At 71.8% G+C, this 20985-nt stretch carries 18 protein-coding genes; 14 read left to right on the forward strand and 4 right to left on the reverse strand.

The window, feature by feature from the left end:
* The first annotated feature begins 1 nt into the window (after position 1).
* The 4 genes from ACFYMU_RS18800 (at position 2) to ACFYMU_RS18815 (ending at position 4815) form a co-directional block, all read left to right on the forward strand.
* On the forward strand, positions 2-2026 hold the full coding sequence (locus ACFYMU_RS18800) for an acetyl/propionyl/methylcrotonyl-CoA carboxylase subunit alpha (RefSeq protein WP_388374148.1): 2025 nt from the start codon (positions 2-4) through the stop codon (positions 2024-2026).
* Positions 2023-2961 (forward strand): hydroxymethylglutaryl-CoA lyase, encoded by a 939-nt coding sequence (locus ACFYMU_RS18805; RefSeq protein WP_388374150.1) that lies wholly within the window; start codon positions 2023-2025, stop codon positions 2959-2961. Before ACFYMU_RS18800 ends, ACFYMU_RS18805 begins: the two co-directional genes overlap by 4 nt.
* Before the next feature lie 4 nt (positions 2962-2965).
* Positions 2966-4126, forward strand: a complete 1161-nt coding sequence (locus ACFYMU_RS18810) for an acyl-CoA dehydrogenase family protein (protein ID WP_388374152.1) — start codon at positions 2966-2968, stop codon at positions 4124-4126.
* 104 nt (positions 4127-4230) lie between these two features.
* Complete coding sequence (locus ACFYMU_RS18815) at positions 4231-4815, forward strand: Uma2 family endonuclease (protein ID WP_388374154.1); 585 nt, start codon at positions 4231-4233, stop codon at positions 4813-4815.
* A 363-nt stretch (positions 4816-5178) separates the two neighbouring features.
* On the opposite strand, the gene ACFYMU_RS18820 is transcribed toward ACFYMU_RS18815, so the two are convergent.
* Entirely contained in the window at positions 5179-6033 is an 855-nt protein-coding gene (locus tag ACFYMU_RS18820; RefSeq protein ID WP_388374156.1) for a hypothetical protein, read from the reverse strand.
* 351 nt (positions 6034-6384) lie between these two features.
* Here ACFYMU_RS18820 and ACFYMU_RS18825 point away from each other — a divergent pair, with 351 nt between their 5' ends.
* The 6 genes from ACFYMU_RS18825 to ACFYMU_RS18850 all read left to right on the forward strand — a co-directional run bounded on the left by ACFYMU_RS18825 (position 6385) and on the right by ACFYMU_RS18850 (position 13457).
* Positions 6385-7452: an ABC transporter substrate-binding protein gene (locus ACFYMU_RS18825; RefSeq protein ID WP_388374158.1), complete on the forward strand. Its 1068-nt coding sequence runs from the start codon at positions 6385-6387 to the stop codon at positions 7450-7452.
* Position 7453: 1 nt separating this feature from the next.
* Positions 7454-8365 (forward strand): siderophore-interacting protein, encoded by a 912-nt coding sequence (locus ACFYMU_RS18830; RefSeq protein ID WP_388374160.1) that lies wholly within the window; start codon positions 7454-7456, stop codon positions 8363-8365.
* 77 nt (positions 8366-8442) lie between these two features.
* On the forward strand, positions 8443-9885 hold the full coding sequence (locus tag ACFYMU_RS18835; RefSeq protein ID WP_388374162.1) for a pyridoxal phosphate-dependent decarboxylase family protein: 1443 nt from the start codon (positions 8443-8445) through the stop codon (positions 9883-9885).
* Positions 9869-11146: a lysine N(6)-hydroxylase/L-ornithine N(5)-oxygenase family protein gene (locus ACFYMU_RS18840; RefSeq protein ID WP_388374164.1), complete on the forward strand. Its 1278-nt coding sequence runs from the start codon at positions 9869-9871 to the stop codon at positions 11144-11146. Before ACFYMU_RS18835 ends, ACFYMU_RS18840 begins: the two co-directional genes overlap by 17 nt.
* A complete protein-coding gene (locus ACFYMU_RS18845) occupies positions 11143-11691 on the forward strand; it encodes a GNAT family N-acetyltransferase (RefSeq protein WP_388374166.1) in 549 nt (182 codons plus the stop codon). The genes ACFYMU_RS18840 and ACFYMU_RS18845 overlap by 4 nt, the downstream gene beginning before the upstream one ends.
* Positions 11688-13457 carry an IucA/IucC family protein gene (locus ACFYMU_RS18850; RefSeq protein ID WP_388374168.1) on the forward strand — a complete coding sequence of 590 codons (1770 nt, stop codon included), beginning with the start codon at positions 11688-11690 and terminating at the stop codon, positions 13455-13457. The genes ACFYMU_RS18845 and ACFYMU_RS18850 overlap by 4 nt, the downstream gene beginning before the upstream one ends.
* Positions 13458-13581: 124 nt before the next feature.
* Here ACFYMU_RS18850 and ACFYMU_RS18855 read toward each other — a convergent pair whose 3' ends face one another.
* Positions 13582-15174, reverse strand: a complete 1593-nt coding sequence (locus ACFYMU_RS18855) for a beta-N-acetylhexosaminidase (protein WP_388374170.1) — start codon at positions 15172-15174, stop codon at positions 13582-13584.
* A gap of 96 nt (positions 15175-15270) precedes the next feature.
* On the opposite strand from ACFYMU_RS18855, the gene ACFYMU_RS18860 reads away from it, so the two are divergent.
* From ACFYMU_RS18860 to glmS, 3 genes are all read left to right on the forward strand, one after another.
* Positions 15271-16221, forward strand: coding sequence for a DUF4429 domain-containing protein (locus ACFYMU_RS18860; protein WP_388374172.1), 951 nt, complete (start codon positions 15271-15273; stop codon positions 16219-16221).
* A gap of 67 nt (positions 16222-16288) precedes the next feature.
* Positions 16289-16546, forward strand: a complete 258-nt coding sequence (locus ACFYMU_RS18865) for a hypothetical protein (protein WP_388374174.1) — start codon at positions 16289-16291, stop codon at positions 16544-16546.
* Positions 16547-16602: 56 nt separating this feature from the next.
* Positions 16603-18420, forward strand: a complete 1818-nt coding sequence (glmS, locus tag ACFYMU_RS18870; RefSeq protein WP_388374176.1) for a glutamine--fructose-6-phosphate transaminase (isomerizing) — start codon at positions 16603-16605, stop codon at positions 18418-18420.
* A 94-nt stretch (positions 18421-18514) separates the two neighbouring features.
* Here the strand turns inward: glmS and ACFYMU_RS18875 are convergent, their stop codons facing one another.
* Complete coding sequence (locus tag ACFYMU_RS18875) at positions 18515-19081, reverse strand: GPR1/FUN34/YaaH family transporter (RefSeq protein WP_388374178.1); 567 nt, start codon at positions 19079-19081, stop codon at positions 18515-18517.
* A 350-nt stretch (positions 19082-19431) separates the two neighbouring features.
* Positions 19432-19959: a universal stress protein gene (locus tag ACFYMU_RS18880; RefSeq protein ID WP_388374180.1), complete on the reverse strand. Its 528-nt coding sequence runs from the start codon at positions 19957-19959 to the stop codon at positions 19432-19434.
* Between the two features lie 408 nt (positions 19960-20367).
* Here ACFYMU_RS18880 and ACFYMU_RS18885 point away from each other — a divergent pair, with 408 nt between their 5' ends.
* Positions 20368-20688, forward strand: a complete 321-nt coding sequence (locus ACFYMU_RS18885; RefSeq protein ID WP_388374182.1) for a hypothetical protein — start codon at positions 20368-20370, stop codon at positions 20686-20688.
* The last annotated feature ends 297 nt before the right edge of the window (positions 20689-20985 follow it).

Raw genomic sequence — 20985 nt, forward strand, 5'->3', positions numbered from 1 at the left:
AATGTTCGAGACAGTCCTAGTGGCCAACCGGGGCGAGATCGCCGTCCGGGTCATCCGCACGCTGCGCGCGCTCGGGGTGCGCTCGGTGGCCGTCTTCTCCGACGCGGACGCCGACGCACGGCACGTCCGGGAGGCCGACACCGCGGTACGGATCGGGCCGGCGCCGGCGGCGGAGAGCTATCTGTCCGCCGAGCGGATCCTCCGGGCGGCCGCCCGGACCGGCGCCCAGGCGGTCCATCCCGGGTACGGCTTCCTCGCGGAGAACGCCGCGTTCGCGCGCGCCTGCGCGGAGGCCGGGCTGGTGTTCATCGGCCCCCCGGCGGACGCCATCGCGCTCATGGGCGACAAGATCCGGGCCAAGGAGACGGTCCGGGCGGCCGGAGTGCCGGTCGTACCCGGGTCGGACGGGAGCGGCCTGTCGGACGCGGAGCTGGCCGACGCCGCGCACGCCATCGGCATGCCGGTGCTGCTCAAGCCGTCGGCCGGCGGCGGCGGCAAGGGTATGCGGCTGGTGCGGGAGGCGTCCGCGCTGGCCGACGAGATCGCCGCCGCCCGCCGTGAGGCCCGCGCCTCCTTCGGCGACGACACGCTCCTCGTCGAGCGCTGGGTCGAGCGCCCCCGGCACATCGAGATCCAGGTCCTGGCGGACGGCCACGGCAACGTGGTGCACCTGGGCGAGCGCGAGTGCTCCCTCCAGCGCCGCCACCAGAAGATCATCGAGGAGGCGCCGAGCGTGCTCCTCGACGAGGCCACCCGCGCGGCGATGGGCGAGGCGGCGGTCCAGGCGGCCCGCTCGTGCGGCTACCGGGGCGCGGGCACGGTGGAGTTCATCGTCCCGGGCGTCGACCCCTCCTCGTACCACTTCATGGAGATGAACACCCGCCTTCAGGTGGAGCACCCGGTGACCGAGCTGGTCACCGGCCTGGACCTGGTCGAGTGGCAGCTGCGGGTGGCGGCGGGCGAGCGGCTGTCCTTCGCCCAGGACGACGTCACGCTCACCGGGCACGCCGTGGAGGCCCGCATCTGCGCCGAGGACCCGTCCCGCGGGTTCCTGCCCTCCGGCGGCACCGTGCTGTCGTTGCGCGAGCCGCAGGGCGAAGGGGTGCGCACCGACTCGGGGCTGTCCGAGGGCACCGAGGTCGGCAGCCTCTACGACCCGATGCTGTCGAAGGTCGTCGCGTACGGCCCCGACCGTGCGACCGCGCTGCGGAGACTGCGGGCCGCCCTCGCCGGGACCGTCACCCTGGGCGTGCGGACCAACGCGGGCTTCCTGCGCCGTCTGCTGGCCCACCCGGCGGTCGTGGCGGGCGAGCTGGACACGGGCCTGGTGGAGCGGGAGGTGGACGGCCTCGTGCGGGACGGGGTCCCGGAGGAGGTCTGGGCCGCGGCGGCACTGCTGCGCCAGGCCGCCCTCGCCGCCCCGGCGCCGGGGTGGGTCGATCCGTTCTCGGTGCCCAGCGGCTGGCGGCTGGGCGGCGAGCACGCCTGGACGGCGTTCCCCCTGCGGGCGCCGGGACACGACCCGGTGACCGTCCGCGTGCGCGGCACCGCGGCCGGCGCGGCGGAGCTGCTGCTGCCGGGCGCGGAGCGGCCGCTGCGCGCGAGCTGGGGCCCGCCGCCGGGAGCGGGCGGCGGATCCGGGTTCACCTTCCGCCTGGACGGCGTCACCCACACCGTCGCCGCGCTGCCGGACGGCACCTGGCTCGGGCGCGACGGCGACGCCTGGCACGTGCGCGACCACGACCCGGTCGCGGCGTCGCTGACCGGGGCCGCCCGCACGGGCACCGACTCGCTGACCGCACCCATGCCCGGCACGGTGACGGTGGTGAAGGTGGCGGTCGGGGACGAGGTGACGGCCGGGCAGAGCCTGCTGGTGGTCGAGGCGATGAAGATGGAGCACGTCATCTCCGCCCCGCACGCCGGGACCGTCGCCGAGCTGGACGTCACACCCGGCTCGACGGTCGCCATGGACCAGGTGCTGGCCGTGATCGCGGCGCACGAGGAGCACACGGAGGCGGAGGAATGACGGATCATCGGCTGCCCATGGTGGTACCGGCCCGGGGCCTGCCCGCACGGGTCAGGATCCACGAGGTCGGCGCGCGCGACGGCCTGCAGAACGAGAAGGCGGCCGTTCCGACCGAGGTGAAGGCGGAGTTCATCCGCCGGCTCGCCGACGCCGGCCTGACCACCATCGAGGCCACCAGCTTCGTCCACCCCAGGTGGGTGCCCCAGCTCGCCGACGCCGAGGAACTGTACCCGCTCGTCGGCGACCTGCCGGTGGAGCTTCCGGTGCTCGTGCCCAACGAACGCGGCCTGGATCGCGCCCTCGCGCTGGGCGCCCGCCGGATCGCCGTCTTCGCCAGCGCCACCGAGTCCTTCGCCAAGGCCAACCTCAACCGCACGGTGGACGAGGCCCTGGGGATGTTCGAGCCGGTGGTCGAGCGGGCGAGGTCCCGGGGCGCGCACGTCCGCGGCTATCTGTCGATGTGCTTCGGCGACCCCTGGGAGGGCCCGGTGCCCCTCCACCAGGTCGTCCGGGTCGGCAAGGCGCTCATGGACATGGGCTGCGACGAGCTGAGCCTGGGCGACACCATCGGGGTGGCGACGCCGGGCCACGTCCAGGACCTGCTCACCGAGCTGAACGCCCAGGGCGTGCCGACGGGCGCCATCGGCGTGCACTTCCACGACACCTACGGCCAGGCCCTCGCCAACACGCTGGCCGCGCTCCAGCACGGGGTGACGACCGTCGACGCCTCCGCGGGCGGCCTCGGCGGCTGCCCGTACGCCAAGTCCGCCACCGGAAACCTCGCCACCGAAGACCTCGTGTGGATGCTTCAGGGTCTCGGCATCGACACCGGAGTCGACCTCGGCCGGCTCACCGCCACGAGCGTGTGGATGGCCGCGCACCTGGACCGGCCCAGTCCGTCCCGTACTGTCCGAGCCCTCTCCCACAAGGAGTGATCCCATGGACCACCGTCTCTCCCCCGAACTCGAGGAACTCCGGCGCACGGTCGAAGAGTTCGCCCACGACGTCGTGGCGCCCAAGATCGGCGACTTCTACGAGCGCCACGAGTTCCCCTACGAGATCGTCCGCGAGATGGGCCGCATGGGCCTGTTCGGGCTGCCGTTCCCGGAGGAGTACGGCGGCATGGGCGGCGACTACCTGGCGCTGGGCATCGCGCTGGAGGAACTCGCCCGTGTCGACTCGTCGATCGCCATCACCCTGGAGGCGGGCGTCTCGCTGGGCGCGATGCCGGTCTACCGCTTCGGCACCGAGGAGCAGAAGCGGGAGTGGCTGCCGCGCCTGTGCTCCGGCGAGATACTGGGCGCCTTCGGCCTGACCGAACCGGACGGCGGCTCGGACGCCGGGGCGACGCGTACGACGGCCCGGCTGGACGACTCGACGGGCGAATGGGTGATCAACGGCACGAAGTGCTTCATCACCAACTCGGGCACGGACATCACGGGTCTGGTGACGGTCACGGCGGTCACCGGCCGCACGGAGTCCGGCCGCCCGCAGATCTCCTCGATCATCGTCCCGTCCGGCACGCCCGGCTTCACGGTGGCGGCCCCGTACTCGAAGGTCGGCTGGAACGCCTCGGACACCCGCGAGCTGTCCTTCTCGGACGTGCGCGTCCCGGCGGTGAACCTGCTCGGCCAGGAGGGCCGCGGCTACGCCCAGTTCCTCCGCATCCTGGACGAGGGCCGCATCGCCATCTCGGCCCTCGCCACGGGCCTGGCCCAGGGCTGTGTGGACGAGTCGGTGAAGTACGCGAAGGAGCGGCACGCCTTCGGCCGGAACATCGGCGCGTACCAGGCGATCCAGTTCAAGATCGCGGACATGGAGATGAAGGCCCACACGGCCCGCCTGGCCTGGCGCGACGCCGCGTCCCGCCTGGTCTCGGGCGAGCCCTTCAAGAAGGAGGCGGCCCTGGCGAAGCTGTACTCGTCCACGGTCGCGGTCGACAACGCCCGCGAGGCCACCCAGGTCCACGGCGGCTACGGCTTCATGAACGAGTACCCGGTGGCCCGTATGTGGCGCGACTCCAAGATCCTGGAGATCGGGGAGGGCACCAGTGAGGTGCAGCGGATGCTGATCGCGAGGGAACTGGGCCTGACGGGCTGACGCCCTTCCCGAGAGGTCACGGCTGTACCCGGCCGCCGGGTCGGGTACGGCCCGTCCGTGGTTCCGTGCCATCGGCACGCCGGAAGCCTCAGTACGCTGGACACATGGACTACGCGAAGATGCGCGCGATCGCCGAGGAGCTCACGGCGTACGCGGAGCACCTGGAAGGGGCCTGGAACGTCGAGATCGGCCCCTCCGGGCCCTTCCTCGCCATGATGAGCCCTTCGAAGCGCCACGAGGGCACGGTCCGACGTATCCGAAACCAGCTCAACGCGCAGCTGCCCGGCACGCACCCGGGGTACATCTGCGAGAACGGGCCGGAGATCGAGCATCCGGCCATCGGGCGCATGCGGCGTCCCGACGCGGTCGTCATCCCGGAGGACGTACTCGACGAGGAAGGACTCGCCGTGGACGCGACGCAGGTGCTCGCGGCCGTCGAGATCGTCTCACCGTCCAACCCCGACAACGACTACGGTGTCAAGCTCACCGAGTACCCTGCGATGGGCATCGCCCACTACATGATCGTCGACCCTCGCACCGGCACCATCGAGGTGCACTCCGAACCATACAAGGACCGCTACGCCCACAAGGAGCCCTACATCTTCGGGGACTCCGTGCGGTTCGGCCCGTGGACGGTGGAGACGTCCGCGTTCCGCCGGTACGGCAAGGCCGGGAACGGCACGGGCTGAGGGCCTGGCCGCCCTCTCCCTGCAGCGGCGTCGGCCCCGGCCGGTTACGTCGGTCACGCGAAGAATGCAGAAACCCTCCTCCCGAACAACTCGGGGAGGAGGGTTGGTTGAGCGCCGGGCAGGCCTTGCACCTGCATCTTCCCGCAGGAAGCGGGACGTCTTTCCTTGGACCACCAACGCGTGCGGCCGACCGGTGAGGCCCGGCGGCGTCTGCAAGATCGACTGTAGCCCACCGCGCCTCCTGACCACAACTCCGGCGATCGGCGCCCGACTTCCCGCTCGCGCGGGGAGCCACGAGTCGACGCGCGGTGGGCGGGCACCCGCCCGCAGATCACCTCGGGCCGTACGGGCGACACCGGCTCCTCACCGGCCGGATCCCCCCGTCTGCACGACGGCGAGGGATATCTCGCCGAAGTACGACAGGTCCCAGGCCGCCACGACCGCCGTCCCGGGCCGGTCGGCGACGGACCGGTACCGGACGGCGGGCGTCCCGACCACGGTGCCGTCCTCGGCCCGGTCCCAGGGCATGTCCAGGTACGGCGACCAGATGTGCGCCCGCAGCCGCGGGTCGCCGACCGGGGCGAGCAGCCGGTCCCGCTCCGCGGCCGCCGCGGGCGACAACTGGTCCCCGAAGAAGGTGAACACGTCGGTCGTGGACAGCACGGCCGCCTCCTCGGGACCGGGCCGCAGGCCGTCGGGGCCCGCCGCGCTGCGGGTCGCGGTCACCATGGCGTCGCGCAGCGTCCCGTCGGTGGCGACCCGCAGGGTCACTCCCACGTCGAGAGTCCCGTCCTCCGACGCCGAGACGATGTCCGCCGGCCCGAGACCGTGCGCCGGGAGCAGGCGGGCCAGTTCGCGGCCGGGCAGGGTCGTCCGGTGCCGGTCGAGGAAGGCCGTGTCGGGCAGCGAGTCGAGGGCGCGGGCGAAGGCCGTCCCGTCGTCCGGGCACAGCTCGAACTCCGACCGGGCCAGGTCGAGGCCCCAGTCCAGGCCCAGGCACACCTTCAGCGCCTGCGGACGGCCGCCGTCCGCCGACGGCGACAGCACCCGCCCGAACTGTCCGACGTCGTCGAGCAGTTCGAACAGCATCGAGCGGTCGATGGTGTTGCGGTAGTACAGCGCGTACTCGGCTGCCGGGTCGAACGACTCCAGCGGCCCGCCCAGCAGGACGGAGAAGGCGGCGGTCAGCTCACGCTGCCATGCGGTGCTCGTGATCACGGCCGCCAGGCTACCGGCGTCGAAACGAAAAACCCTTCTCCCCGAACACCACGGGGAGAAGGGTTGTTTGAGCGCCGGGCAGGCCTTGCACCTGCATTTCCCCGCAGGAAGCGGGACGTCTTTCCTTGGACCACCAACGCGTGCGGCCGACCGGTGGAACCGGCTGCAACCTCAAGATCGACCTTATCCCACCCGCCCCGACGGCCACAAGCCGCCGCCTTCGGCCGCGACCCGCGGCAAGCGCGGGCCCCGGGGCACCGCTCCCGGCGGGCACTCCACTCCCCCAGCCTGATTAGGTTAGGCTAACCTAACTTAAATCCATGTGGTCCACGCGCGAAAGCAGACACGCCCATGCCCCAGCACCGACCCACCGTCCCCTCCCGCCGCGGCGTCCTCGCCGCCGGCGGCGCCCTCGGACTCGGCGCCCTGCTGGCCGCCTGCAAGGACGGCGAAGCCCCCGGCGACGACGGCTCGGGCGGCGGCTCGGGCGGCGGCTCGGGCGCGGGCAAGGGCTCCGGCCCCTGGTCCTTCGAGGACGACCGCGGGCGGACCGCGAAGGCCGGCCGGACGCCCTCCGCCGTCGTCGCGTTCGTCGGTGTCGCCGCCGCGCTGCACGACTACGGCATCGGCGTGAAGGGGGTCTTCGGGCCGACGAGGACCGAGGACGGCACGGCGGACGTGCAGGCCGGCGACCTCGACATCGGCAAGGTCGCGGTCCTCGGCAACGCGTGGGGCCAGTTCAACATCGAGAAGTACGCGGCACTCGGCCCCGATCTGCTCGTCACCACCATGTTCGACGGCGCCGGCACCCTCTGGTACGTGCCCGAGGAATCCCGCGAGAAGATCCTCGCGGTCGGCGCCCCGAGCGTCGGGATCTCCGTCTACGACCGGCAGTTGACCGAACCGCTGCAGCGCATGCTGGAGCTCGCGAACTCGCTCGGCGCGGACACCGGCTCCGCGCGGACCACCCGGGCGAAGAAGCGGTTCGAGGACGCCGCCGCCCGGCTGCGCGCGGCCGCAAGGGCCAGGCCCGGCATCAAGGTGCTGGCGGGGTCCGCGAGCCAGGACGTCCTCTACGTCTCCGGCTCGAACCTCTCCATCGACCTGGAGTACTTCAAGGCGCTCGGCGTGAACCTCGTGGAGCCGCCCGCCTCCGCCCTGAAGGCGAGCGGTGGCTGGTTCGAGAACCTGAGCTGGGAGAACGCCGACAGGTACCCGGCCGACATCATCATGATGGACAACCGCACCTCGGCCGTCCAGCCCGCCGCCGTCACCGAGGCGACCTGGAAGAAGCTCCCCGCGGTCAGGGCGGGCCAGGTCATCGCCCGCAATCCCGAGCCCATCCTGTCGTACGACAAGTGCGCCCCGCTGCTCGAGGACCTCGCGAAGGCCATCGAGACGGCGAAGCAGGTGAGCTGACATGACGACGGCCGTGGCCGCCCCGTTCCGTTTCTTCTCCCTCCAGGTCGTACGGACGAGGCGGCTCGGCCCCTCCCTCGGCCGCCTCACCTTCGCGGGCGACGACCTGGACGCGTTCCGCTCCGACGGGCACGACCAGAGCCTCTCCCTCTTCCTGCCGCACCCGGGCCAGACCGAGCCCGCCGTCCCGGTCGGCCTGGGCGAGCGGTGGTGGCAGGGCTGGCGGGAACTCCCGGACGGCGTGCGGGCCGTGATGCGTTCGTACACGCTGCGGGCGCTGCGGCGGGATCCCGCGGAGATCGACATCGACTTCGTGCTGCACGGCGTCGGGCCGGGCGAGGCCGCCCCCGCGGGCCCGGCCTCGCGCTGGGCCTCCCGTGCCGCCCCGGGCGACCGGGTCGTGGTGCTCGGCCCGGCGGTCGCGGACAACCGGGCGATCCGTTTCCGGCCGCCCGAGGACACCGATCTGGTGGTCCTGTGGGCCGACATGACCGCCCTGCCCGCGGCCTGCGCGATCCTCGAACGGCTGCCCGCGGGCACCCGCGCCCGCGTCTGGCTGGAGGTGGGGCACGCCGGTGACATCCAGGACCCGGTGACCGAGGCCGACGCCGAGATCACCTGGCTGGTGCGCGGCGAACTCCCCCACGACCCCTGGGGTGCCGGGACCGCCCCCGCCTCCCCGGCCCTGGCCGCCTCCCCGGCCCTGGCCGCGTCCCCGGCCCTGGCCGCGTTGCGTGCCGCCCGGCTCCCCGAGGCGCGCGCCCCGTACGTCTGGATCGCGGGCGAGGCCGGGCAGGTGAAGGAGGTGCGCCGGCATGTCGTCGCGGAGCGCGGCATCGACCGCCGGCGCGTCACGTTCGTCGGTTACTGGCGGCGCGGGCTGAGCGAGGAGCAGATGCGTGCGCACGGGTGACGGCGGTCAGGGGGCGGAATCACCCGACCTTACTTAGGTTAGGCTAACCTAAGTCGCCGCCCTCATCGGAGGTCTTCATGCGCTCGCACCTGCTCAATGACCTGACCGCGGAGCACTATCGCCGCTCCGTGGCCGAAGGAGTCGAGCGGGTGGCCGCCCAACTCGCCGCCACCGACCGTCCCTTCACCGGCGTCACGGTCGACGCCCTCGCCTCCCGCATCGAGCGGATCGACCTGGACCGCCCGCTGCGCGACACCGCCGCGGTCCTGGACGAACTGGAGGACGTCTACCTCCGCGACGCCGTCTACTTCCACCACCCCCGCTACCTCGCCCACCTCAACTGCCCCGTCGTCATCCCGGCCGTGCTCGGCGAGGCCGTCCTGTCCGCCGTCAACTCCTCCCTCGACACCTGGGACCAGTCGGCCGGAGGCACCCTCATCGAGCGCAGACTCATCGACTGGACCGCCGAGCGCATCGGGCTCGGCCCCGCCGCCGACGGCGTGTTCACCAGCGGCGGCACCCAGTCCAACCTCCAGGCACTGCTGCTGGCCCGCGAGGAGGCCGGCCCCGGCGCCCTCGCCCGGCTGCGGATCCTCACCTCCGAGGCGAGCCACTTCAGCGTGCGGAAGTCGGCGAAACTCCTCGGCCTGGGCGCCGACTCCGTCATCCCGGTCCCCGTCGGCCACGACCGACGCATGCAGACCCTCGCCCTCGCCCGGGAGTTGGCACGCTGCACCCGGGACGGGCTGGTCCCCATGGCCGTCGTCGCCACCGCCGGCACGACCGACTTCGGCTCCATCGATCCGCTGCCCGGGATCGCGGAGCTGTGCGCGCGCCACGGCACCTGGCTGCACGTCGACGCCGCCTACGGCTGCGGCCTGCTCGTCTCGCCCCGCCGCCGCGACCTGCTCGACGGCATCGAACGCGCCGACTCCGTCACCGTCGATTACCACAAGTCGTTCTTCCAGCCGGTGAGTTCGTCCGCCCTGCTGGTACGGGACGCCGCCGCCCTGCGGCACGCCACCTACCACGCGGAGTACCTCAACCCGCGCCGGACGGTGCGGGAGGGCATCCCCAACCAGGTCGACAAGTCCCTCCAGACCACCCGCCGCTTCGACGCCCTCAAGCTGTGGACGACCCTGCGCGTGATGGGTGCCGACGGCATCGGCGCCCTCTTCGACGAGGTGTGCGACCTGGCCAGGGAGGGCTGGAAGCTGCTGGCCGACGACCCGCGGTTCGAGGTGGTGGTCGAGCCGCAGCTGTCCACCCTCGTCTTCCGCTGTGTCCCCGCGGCAGCCGCCGACCCGGCCGAGATCGACCGCGCCAACCTGCACGCCCGCACCGCCCTGTTCGCCTCCGGCGACGCCGTGGTCGCGAGCACCGAGGTCGCCGGCCGCCACTACCTGAAGTTCACCCTGCTCAACCCCGAGACCACGACGGACGACATCGCCGCCGTGCTCGACCTGATCGCCCGCCACGCCGGGCAGTACCTGGGAGAGTCCCTTGACCGCGCTTCCTGAAGCTCCCGACCGGACGTACGACCTCGTGGGGATCGGGCTCGGTCCCTTCAACCTGGGCCTCGCGTGCCTGATCGATCCCATCACCGCCCTCGACGGCGTCTTCCTGGAGTCCAAGCCCGCCTTCGAGTGGCACTCCGGGATGTTCCTGGACGGCGCCCACCTCCAGACGCCGTTCCTGTCGGACCTGGTCACCCTGGCCGACCCGACGTCCCCGTACTCCTTCCTGAGCTACCTGAAGGAGCAGGGCAGGCTGTACTCGTTCTACATCCGCGAGAACTTCTACCCGCTCCGCGTCGAGTACGACGACTACTGCCGCTGGGCCGCCGCCAGGGTCGACGGCGTCCGCTTCGGCGCCACCGTCACGGAGGTGACGTACGAGGACGAGCTGTACGTCGTGCGGACGCGGGACGGGGACGCCTACCGGGCGCGCCATCTGGTCCTCGGCACGGGGACCACCCCGTACGTCCCGGAGGCCTGCCGCGGCCTCGACGGCGATGTCGTGCACTCCTCCCGCTACCTGGACCACAAGCGCCGGCTGCAGACACTGGAGTCGATCACCGTGGTCGGCAGCGGTCAGTCCGCCGCCGAGATCTACCGCGACCTGCTCGGCGGGATCGACGTCCACGGCTACCGGCTGAACTGGGTCACACGCTCACCGCGCTTCTTCCCGCTCGAGTACACCAAACTCACCCTGGAGATGACCTCCCCGGAGTACATCGACTACTTCCACGCGCTGCCCGAGCCGACCCGCTACCGTCTCGCGCGGCAGCAGAAGCCGCTGTTCAAGGGCATCGACGGCGCCCTGGTCAACGAGATCTTCGACCTGCTGTACGAGAAGAACCTCGACGGCCCCGTACCCACCCGCCTGCTCGCCAACTCCTCGCTGAACGGCGTCCGCCGCGAGGACGGCGGCTACACGCTGGGCCTGCGCCAGGAGGAGCAGGGCAAGGACTACGAGCTGCGCACCCAGGGCCTGGTCCTCGCCACCGGCTACCGCTACGCCGAACCCGGCTTCCTGCGGCCGATCCGCGACCGCCTGCGCTACGACGCGCACGGCAACTTCGACGTGGCCCGCAACTACGCCGTCGACACCACGGGCCGGGGCGTCTTCCTGCAGAACGGCGGACTCCACACGCACAGCGTCACCAGCCCCGACCTGGGCATGGGCCCCTACCGCAACGCGTACATCATCCGGGAACTGCTCGGCAGCGAGTACTACCCCGTCGAGAAGTCCATCGCCTTCCAGGAGTTCGCCGCATGAGCACCGCCCCCGGCGCCCTCGGCGCCCTCAGCCTCCGCGACCTCGACCCGGCCGGGGACGCCGGGCTGCTGCACGCCTGGGTCACCCACCCCAAGGCGGCCTTCTGGATGATGCAGGACGCCGGACCGGCCGACGTCGAGCGCGCCTATCGGGCGATCGCGGCCGACGAGCACCACCACGCCCTCCTGGGACTGCACGACGGCGTACCCGCCTTCCTGATGGAGAGGTACGACCCCGCGCACCGCGAACTGGCCGGCCTGTACCCGGCCGAGCCCGGTGACGTCGGCATGCACTTCCTCGTCGCGCCGGCCGGGACACCCGTGCACGGCTTCACCCGCGCCGTCCTCACCACGGTCATGCGCCATCTGTTCGACGACCCGGCGACCGCCCGTGTCGTCGTCGAACCCGATGTGCGCAACTCGGCCGTGCACGCCCTGAACGCGGCGGTCGGGTTCCTGCCCGAACGCGAGATCCAGAAGCCGGAGAAGACGGCGCTGCTGAGTTTCTGCACCCGCGAGCGGTTCGAGCGGGCGGTGGCGGCATGAGCGCCGACGCCGTCTCCCATCTGTCCCCCGAGCGCTGGGAGCGCGCCAACCGCCTCCTCGCCCGCAAGGCGCTCGCCGAGTTCGCCCACGAGCGGCTGATCACGCCCGGCGGGGACGGCGACGGCCGGTACCTCGTCCGCAGCGACGACGGACGGACCGCCTACCGGTTCGCCGCCACCCGCCGCGCCCTCGACCACTGGCAGGTGGACCCCGGTTCCCTCACCCGGCACCGCGACGGCCGCGCGCTCCCCCTGGAGGCCCTGGACCTCGTCATCGAGCTGCGGACCTCGCTGGGGCTGAGCGACGAGGTGCTCCCGGTCTACCTGGAGGAGATCTCCGCCACCCTCTCCGGCGCCTGCTACAAGCTCGCCAAGCCGAAGGTCACCGCCGCGGAACTCGCCCGCAGCGGGTTCCAGGACATCGAGAGCGGCATGACCGAAGGCCACCCCTGCTTCGTCGCCAACAACGGGCGGCTGGGCTTCGGCATCCACGACCACCTCGCGTACGCGCCCGAGACCGCACGCCCCGTCCGGCTGGTGTGGCTGGCCGCGCACCGCTCGCGGGCGGTGTTCACGGCGGGCGCCGGGGTCGAGTACCGGTCGTTCGTCCGGGAGGAGCTGGGCGAGGCGACGGTCGAGCGCTTCCACCGGCAGCTGACCGACCAGGGCCTGGACCCCGCCGACTACCTCCTCGTCCCCGCCCACCCCTGGCAGTGGCGGAACAAGCTCGCCGTCACCTTCGCCGCCGACATGGCCCGGCGGCACCTCGTCCGCCTGGGTGAGGGCGACGACGAGTACCTGGCCCAGCAGTCCGTCCGGACCTTCTTCAACCGGAGCAGCCCCACGAAGCACTATGTGAAGACGGCCCTGTCCGTCCTCAACATGGGCTTCATGCGCGGGCTGTCGGCCGCCTACATGGAGGCGACCCCCGCGATCAACGACTGGCTGGCGGGGCTCGTCGCGGACGACCCGGTGCTGACGTCGACGGGCCTCACGATCATCCGCGAGCGGGCGGCGGTCGGTTACCGCCACGCGGAGTACGAGGCGGCGACGGACCACCACTCGCCCTACCGGAAGATGCTCGCCGCGCTGTGGCGGGAGAGCCCGGTGCCGTCGCTGCGGGCGGGCGAGAGCCTGGCCACCATGGCGTCCCTGCTCCACGTGGACCACGAGGGCGCCTCCGTCGCCGGCGCGCTGATCGAGCGGTCGGGGCTCACGCCCGCGGAGTGGCTGCGCCGCTATGCGCGGGCGTACCTCGTCCCGGTGCTGCACAGCTTCTACGCCCACGGCCTGGTCTTCATGCCGCACGGCGAGAACGTCATCCTGGTCCTGGCGGACGGGGTGGTGCGACGCGCGGTCTTCAAGGACATCGCGGAGGAGGTCGCGGTCATGGACCCGCACACGGTGCTGCCCCCGCCCGTCGCGCGGATACGTGTCGAGGTGCCGGAGGAGAAACGGCTCCTGTCGGTCTTCACGGACGTCTTCGACTGCTTCTTCCGCTTCCTGGCCGCCCACCTCGCCGCCGAGGGGGTGATGGAGGAGGACGACTTCTGGCGGACGATCGCCGAGGTCGCCCACGCGTACCAGGACGCGCACCCCGAACTGGCCGACCGGTTCCGGCGGTACGACCTGTTCGCCCCGGAGTTCCCCCTGTCCTGCCTCAACCGGCTCCAGCTGCGCGACAACCGGCAGATGGTCGACCTGGCGGACCCGTCGGGGGCGCTCCAGCTGGCCGGGACCCTGCGGAACCCGGTCGCCGGGCGCTGAGCGGTTTCGGGGAGGTGCCCCGCTTCCCGGGACCGCTCAGGCCCGGCTTCCGGGGACCGCTCAGGTCCGGGAGGACGGCACGGGCACCCCGGAGTGCGGTCTCCGGGGTGCCCGTGCGCGGTGTTCAGCCCGCCGGCCAGGGCACCTGCGGCGACCGGTAGAACCCGATCCCCAGCGCCTGCCAGCGCGGCCCCTGTGCGGCGAGCCGTGTCCGGTAGGCGTCCCAGTCGTGCGTGGCGGCCGGTGACCAGCCCAGCTCGGCCACTCCCGGCAGCCTCGGGAAGGCCATGTAGTCGATGTCGGCACCCGTGACGATCGTCTCCGACCACAGCGGCGCCTCGACCCCGGCGATCGCCGAACCCGGCGCACCCGGAAGGTAGTCGCCCGGGTCCCAGTCGTAGGAGCGGCGCACCTCCACCAGCCCCGCCCAGTCCAGTCCGAGCGGCGTGTCCTTGGTGTACTTCATGTCGAGGTAGACCCGGTCGGCCGGGGACAGGATCAGCCGGGTGCCGTTCTGCGCCGCGCGGGCCACCTGGGCCTTCTCCGCGGCGCTGGTGCCGTCCAGGCCCCAGTACTGCGCCAGGGCGCCCTTCACCGGGTGCGCACCGGTCAGCTGGTGCCAGCCGATCACCGTCTTGCCGTACCGGCCCACGAGGGGCTGCACCCGGTCCATGAACGTCACGTAGTCGTCGTGGCTGGTGGAGTGCGCCTCGTCGCCGCCGATGTGGAGGTAGCGGCCCGGCGTGAGGGCGGCCAGTTCGCGCAGGACGTCGTCCAGGAAGTCGTACGTCACCTGCTTGGGCACGCACAGCGAGCTGAAGCCGACATTGGTGCCGGTGTAGAGCGGCGGCGCGACCCCGTCGCAGTTGAGATCGGCGTACGAGGCGAGGGCGGCGTTCGTGTGGCCCGGCATGTCGATCTCGGGGACGACCTCCAGATAGCGGGAGGCCGCGTAACGGACGATGTCCCGGTACTGCGCCTTGGTGTAGTGGCCGCCTCTGCCGCCGCCGACCTGTGTCGAGCCGCCGTAGGCCGCCAGGCGCGGCCAGGAGTCGATCGCGATCCGCCAGCCCTGGTCGTCGCTCAGGTGCAGATGCAGGGTGTTGATCTTGTAGAGCGCCAACTCGTCGATGTAGTGCTTGACCTGGGCGACGGTGAAGAAGTGGCGGGAGACGTCGAGCATCGCGCCGCGGTAGGCATAGCGCGGGGAGTCCTCGATGGTGCCGCCCGCCACGACCCAGGGCCCGGGCTGCGCGGTCTTCCGCTCGACCGCGGCGGGCAGGAGCTGGCGCAGTGTCTGCACGCCGTGGAAGAGCCCCGCGGGCCTGCGGGCGGTGATGGTGACGCCCCGGGGTCCGCTGTCGAGGCGGTAGCCCTCGCCGCCGGTGGGGCCGCCGCCCAGGCGGAGCCGGATGCCGCCGGCGCCGTGTGCGGTGACCGGCAAGCGGTAGCCGGTCGAGGGCCGCAGGACGTCCGCGAGGTACTCGCCGACCCGGCGGGTCTCGCGCGAGCCGTCGACGCGGATCCGCGTGCCGGGGGTGATCCGGTACGGGGATCCCCCCGCGGCCACCGAGGCGGGCGCCGGGATCACCTGGGTCAAGGGGGTGGCGGGGTCCGCGGGCGCGGCGGGTGCGGCGCCGGCGCTCAGGGTGAGTCCGGCGGCCGCGAAGAGCAGCAGCGTCCCGAGGAGGCGGGGCGTTCTGTGGTGCCGTGTCACATGCGCTCCCTTCCATGAGGTCCCACGGTGCCTGTCCGGTGCGACGCCGAGGGGTATAGACCACTCTCTCGTACCTCGGATGGAACAATCCTCCTCATGGCGGAAATCATCCAGAAGGACGGCACGTGGATCTTTGACGGCGACGTGCTGCGGCTGACCCCGGGGCGCGACAAGAACGTCAGCCTGCTCCGCCGGACCCTGGGCGAACTCACCGTCCCGCTGGGCGCGTTGGCGGGCATCTCCCTCGAGCAGGGCAAGAAGGCCGGACGGCTGAGGCTGCGGCTGCGCGAGGGCGCCGACCCGCTGCTCCAGGCGACCGGCGGCAGGCTCGGCGAGTCCGACGACCCCTACCGGCTGGTCGTCGAGCCCGACCGCTACGGCGTCGCCGAGTACCTGGCCGACGAGGTCCGCCACGCGCTCCTGCTGGAGCAGGTGCCGTCCGGCCCCGTCGACCACTATCTGCTGCCCGGCCCCGCGGTGCCGCTGTCCGCGTCCGCCGGGGACGGCTCGGCGAGCTTCGACGGCGAGCGCATACGCCTGGAGTGGAACTGGAAGACCGAGGAGGCCAAGGCGTCCGGGGGCGTCCGCGCCCTGCCCGTGGCCACCGTCACCGCTGTGGACTGGCAGCCGGCGGTGGGCCTGGAGAACGGCTATCTCCGCTTCGTCGTGCGCGGCGCTCCGACCACGACGCCACCGAAGTACGACCCCCACTCCGTCGTGCTGTGGGGCTTCAAGAAGGACCCGCTGATGGCGCTCGTCGCGGCGGCCGTGCAGGCCAGGATGCCGCACCCGGCGGCAGTCGCGGGCACCGCAGGCACCGCAGGCACCGCAGGCACCGCAGGCACCGCAGGCACCGCGGGCACCGCGGCCGCCGACGCGCCGCCCGCGGACGAACCCGCCGCGCTCGCCCCGCCGCCCGCCGCCGCCGAGCACGACCACGACGCACTCCTGCGCCGGCTGCGCGAACTGGGCGAGCTGCACCGTACGGGAGTGCTGACCGACGAGGAGTTCGCGGCGGCCAAGCAGGCGGTCCTCAAACGAATGTGAGCCACATCCTGCCCGGAATCGGGCAGGATTCTTGCACTTCCCTCGCCCGTACACCATGATCTAGCGGGTGCACGACGAACTCGTTGATCATCTGGAGCGGTCCACACCCCTCAGCCGGGGCGAGGCGCTGCGCGTGATCCAGGACGTGCTCGCCTACTTCGACGAGACGACCGAGGAATTCGTCCGCCGCCGCCACCGCGAACTGCAGGCCCAGGGCCTGATGAACGCGACGATCTTCGACCGGATCGAGGCGGATCTGAAGTACCGCGCGGTCGCGCCGCCCGAGCTCACCCTCCGGCAGCTGCGCCGCATCGTCTACGGCTGAGCCGCCGGACGACATCACGTCACCGAGCGCAGGACAAAAGGGACTAAAGGACTCATATGTGCGGAATCGTCGGATATATCGGTAAGCGCGATGTGGCCCCGCTGCTGCTGGAGGGCCTGCAGCGGCTGGAGTACCGGGGCTACGACTCGGCGGGCATCGTCGTCACGTCCCCCAAGTCGGCCGGCCTGAAGATGGTCAAGGCCAAGGGCCGGGTCCGCGATCTGGAGGCCAAGGTCCCCGCGCGCTTCAAGGGCACCACCGGCATCGCCCACACCCGCTGGGCCACCCACGGCGCCCCCTCCGACGTCAACGCACACCCGCACCTGTCGGCCGACGGCACGGTGGCCGTCGTCCACAACGGGATCATCGACAACGCCGCCGACCTCAGGAAGAAACTGGAGGCGGACGGCGTCGAGTTCCTGTCCGAGACGGACACCGAGGTCCTCACCCACCTCATCGCCCGCGCCTCGGCCGAGACCCTGGAGGAGAAGGTCCGCCAGGCGCTGCGTTCCGTCGAGGGCACCTACGGCATCGCCGTGATGCACGCGGACTTCGCCGACCGGATCGTGGTGGCCCGCAACGGCTCCCCCGTCGTTCTCGGCATCGGCGAGAAGGAGATGTTCGTCGCCTCCGACGTCGCCGCGCTGGTCACGCACACCCGGCAGATAGTGACCCTCGACGACGGCGAGATGGCCACCCTCAAGGCCGACGACTTCCGTACGTACACCACCGAGGGCACCCGGACGACGGCCGAGCCGACCACCGTCGAGTGGGAGGCCGAGTCCTACGACATGGGCGGCCACGACACGTACATGCACAAGGAGATCCACGAGCAGGCCGAGGCCGTGGACCGCGTGCTGCGCGGCCGCATCGACGACCGGTTCTCCACCGTGCACCTGGGCGGCCTGAACCTGGACGCCCGTGAGGCGCGTGCCGTGCGCCGGGTGAAGATCCTCGGCTGCGGCACCTCGTACCACGCGGGCATGATCGGCGCCCAGATGATCGAGGAACTGGCGCGCATCCCCGCCGACGCCGAGCCGGCCTCCGAGTTCCGCTACCGCAACGCGGTGGTCGACCCCGACACGCTCTACGTCGCCGTCTCGCAGTCCGGCGAGACCTATGACGTCCTGGCCGCCGTGCAGGAGCTCAAGCGCAAGGGCGCCCGGGTGCTGGGCATCGTCAACGTGGTCGGCTCGGCGATCGCACGCGAGGCCGACGGCGGCATGTACGTCCACGCCGGCCCCGAGGTGTGCGTGGTGTCCACCAAGTGCTTCACCAACACCACCGTCGCCTTCGCGTTGCTCGCCCTGCACCTCGGCCGCACGCGGGACCTGTCGGTGCGTGACGGCAAGCGGATCATCGAGGGCCTGCGGAAGCTGCCCGGGCAGATCTCCGAGATCCTCAAGCAGGAAGAGGAGATCAAGAAGCTGGCGCAGCAGTTCGCCGAGGCCCGTTCCATGCTCTTCATCGGGCGCGTGCGCGGCTACCCGGTGGCCCGTGAGGCCTCCCTGAAGCTGAAGGAGGTCTCCTACATCCACGCCGAGGCGTACCCGGCGTCCGAGCTCAAGCACGGCCCGCTGGCGCTGATCGAGCCCGCCCTGCCGACCGTCGCGATCGTGCCGGACGACGACCTGCTGGAGAAGAACCGCGCGGCCCTGGAGGAGATCAAGGCCCGCAGCGGCAAGATCCTCGCGGTCGCCCACCAGGAGCAGGAGAAGGCCGACCACACCGTCCTGGTGCCGAAGAACGAGGACGAGCTGGACCCGATCCTGATGGGCATCCCGCTGCAACTCCTCGCCTACCACACGGCCTTGGCCCTGGGCCGGGACATCGACAAGCCCAGGAACCTCGCCAAGTCGGTGACGGTGGAGTAGGCGCGTCCGCAAAGAGGCGACCCCCTGTGTGCCACCTGCACAGGGGGTCGCTCCTTTTCGGGGGCCGGGAACCCGCCTCCGGCCCGGCGCTGCGTCAGCCGGCGGCCGTCACTCCCCGGCCGGCAGCGCGTCGGGGGAGGGCCGTGGGCCACTTGGCCAGGGCCGCCGTCGCCGCGTACCAGGCGACCGCGCCCGCCGCGACCGCGAACCAGCCGCCGGCCTTGCCCAGCGAGTCGCTGTCCGCGAAGCGCGCGACGGCGAGCAGCAGCAGCGAGACGAAGAACAGACCGTAGGCCCCCTGGTCGAGGACGCCGCCGGCGGCCCCGAGCGTCAGGGTCAGCGCCACCAGGGCGAACAGCAGGAGGAAGAGTCCGGCGGCGTTGTCGGACATCGGACTGCCCGCCGTGACGGCCCAGGTGAACCACAGGGCGCCGAGCGCGCAGAAGGCCGTCCCCGTGGCGGTGTCACGGTCGCGGAAGGCGAACAGGCCGGCGAGGAACAGGGCCACGCCGCCGAGATAGTGGGCCAGTGACACGGCGTCGGCCGTCGTCACGCCGTCGATGACCTTGGTGGTTCCGAGGCCGAAGGCCAGCAGTGTGATGCCGAGTGCGAGCCGTCCGACGGTCGAGGTGGTGCTTCCCGCAGAGACGTCGTTGTCCACGGCGGGCTCCCTTCTTGTCCTGCATGCACGGTTGTGCGGTGACCGATATATGCCCTTCACAAGAGCACAAACACCTCTACGCGCAAGTAGGTTGAGGAAGAATTCCCGCGACGACACGAGGAGGCGGCGGCCACCCACGGCTCATCTCACCTGGCACGACGGCACGTTGCGGAACGGCAACGCCGGGACGGCGGAACGGACGCTTCCGGGCGCCCGTCCGGAGCGGGGCGGTGACCGTAATCGTGCGGCGGGCCCGGAAGGCCCGGAGGACCCGGAAGGCCCGGAGGACCCGGAGGACCCGGAAGACCCGGAGGACCCGGAAGGCCACGACCCGGGAAGGCCCGGACGGCTCAGGGAATGACGATCACGGGCCGCCGTGCGCGCTTGGCGAGCCGGCCGGCGACCGAGCCGAAGATGCGGCCGACGATGCCGTGCGTGGAGCCGACCACGATCGCGTCCGCCTCGTACTCCCCGCCCACCTCTTCGAGTTCGTGGCAGATGTCACCGCCGCGCTCGACCAGGATCCAGGGCACCTCGGCGAGATGGTCGGCACAGGCGAGCTCGAGCCCGAGGACCTCCGTGCGGTGGTCCGGCACGTCGACGAAGACCGGGGGTTCACAGCCGGCCCACACCGTGGTGGGCAGCCGGTTGGCCACATGGACGATGATCAGCCCCGAGCCGGAGCGGTGGGCCATGCCGATCGCGTACGCCAGGGCGCGCTCGCTCGAGGTGGAGCCGTCGAAGCCGACCACCACGCCGTGTTTGAAGGCGGGGTCGCAGGACGGGCGTGACTCTTCCGCCGCCTCGGGCTCGGCCGCCGTGGGATCGGCGACGGGGCGCTTGCGGTCCGCGGGATCGAAGAATTCGTGACCGGCCATGGGTGTCTCGGCGTTGTGATCCTCTGGGTGGGACGGCAGTGTGCGGCGGAGCTGTGTCCGGGAAACATCTTCCCAACCCCATACCCCCAAGGGTACGGCGGCACGCCTCCTTAGCCCAGATCCCGCGCACCCTGCACGGGGGTTCCAGGGAGCATGCACGAGGGGACGCCCGTAACGCAACGGTTGCTGCCCTGTACAGCCGGTTCGCACGGAGTTCAACCACCACCGGGGCCGGTTCCGGCCGCGGCGGCCGTGCGGCGGACTTGCGGTGGCCGTGCGGCGGACTTGCGGTGGCCGTGCGGTGGGCACGCGACCGTCGGACGGTGGGGGCGCGTCCGTGGATCCGGCAGTGACCGGGCGGTTCGGCACGCGTTGAATCCGGTGACCGACCGCCTCAGGGAGCACGCCGTGTCCGGACCCCGCACCGCCCCTCCGCAGCGCCCCGTGCCGGACACCGCGAGCGATGTGGTGCGCTGGGCCGTCTTCAGCTGCGCGCTCGTGCCCGTGGTGCTCGTCTGGTACGGCACCTCGATCGCCGGCGCCATCAGCACCGCCCTGGGCCTTGCGACCATCACCTGGGTGTGCCGACTGCTGCTGCGGGAATCCGAGCGGGGTGCCGCCCGGCTGGCCGCCGAGGAGCGCGCCCCGCACCGCGGACGGCACAGCAGGACCGGAACGGGGGCGCACAGGGGCGGTCGGCACAGCGGCGGAAGCACTCCGGTCGACTGACCGGTTTCCGCGCACGCCCCCGGTTCTTTTCAGCCAACTTCCGACCTCTGCACATCACCCACCCGAACACCCCCTCACCCCCCGTTCGACCTGCACCGAAAGGGTGTTGGAGGACGCACGCACCCTATGGGGATTGGCCACCGGGACGAGGCGCACTTCCCTGCACGGCCCACGAGTGCAACGCTTCGTGATCGAATGCTTCACGCCAAGTTGCCATGTCGACAATGTGCCGGATCGTGAACTGGCCACGCCGGCATGGCGGGACACAGTAGATTCGATCATGACTGTCTTACGGCG

Source organism: Streptomyces sp. NPDC007264 (assembly GCF_042869095.1).
Classification (GTDB): Bacteria; Actinomycetota; Actinomycetes; order Streptomycetales; family Streptomycetaceae; genus Streptomyces.

Excerpts from the sequence above, each read along its gene's own strand:
- ACFYMU_RS18810 (WP_388374152.1), top strand. The coding sequence starts at position 2,966 with ATGGACCACCGTCTCTCCCCCGAACTCGAGGAACTCCGGCGCACGGTC.
- ACFYMU_RS18805 (WP_388374150.1), top strand. The coding sequence starts at position 2,023 with ATGACGGATCATCGGCTGCCCATGGTGGTACCGGCCCGGGGCCTGCCC.
- ACFYMU_RS18880 (WP_388374180.1), bottom strand. The coding sequence starts at position 19,959 with ATGGCCGGTCACGAATTCTTCGATCCCGCGGACCGCAAGCGCCCCGTC.
- ACFYMU_RS18800 (WP_388374148.1), top strand. The coding sequence starts at position 2 with ATGTTCGAGACAGTCCTAGTGGCCAACCGGGGCGAGATCGCCGTCCGG.
- ACFYMU_RS18830 (WP_388374160.1), top strand. The coding sequence starts at position 7,454 with ATGACGACGGCCGTGGCCGCCCCGTTCCGTTTCTTCTCCCTCCAGGTC.
- ACFYMU_RS18850 (WP_388374168.1), top strand. The coding sequence starts at position 11,688 with ATGAGCGCCGACGCCGTCTCCCATCTGTCCCCCGAGCGCTGGGAGCGC.
- glmS (WP_388374176.1), top strand. The coding sequence starts at position 16,603 with ATGTGCGGAATCGTCGGATATATCGGTAAGCGCGATGTGGCCCCGCTG.
- ACFYMU_RS18825 (WP_388374158.1), top strand. The coding sequence starts at position 6,385 with ATGCCCCAGCACCGACCCACCGTCCCCTCCCGCCGCGGCGTCCTCGCC.
- ACFYMU_RS18845 (WP_388374166.1), top strand. The coding sequence starts at position 11,143 with ATGAGCACCGCCCCCGGCGCCCTCGGCGCCCTCAGCCTCCGCGACCTC.
- ACFYMU_RS18815 (WP_388374154.1), top strand. The coding sequence starts at position 4,231 with ATGGACTACGCGAAGATGCGCGCGATCGCCGAGGAGCTCACGGCGTAC.
- ACFYMU_RS18860 (WP_388374172.1), top strand. The coding sequence starts at position 15,271 with ATGGCGGAAATCATCCAGAAGGACGGCACGTGGATCTTTGACGGCGAC.
- ACFYMU_RS18835 (WP_388374162.1), top strand. The coding sequence starts at position 8,443 with ATGCGCTCGCACCTGCTCAATGACCTGACCGCGGAGCACTATCGCCGC.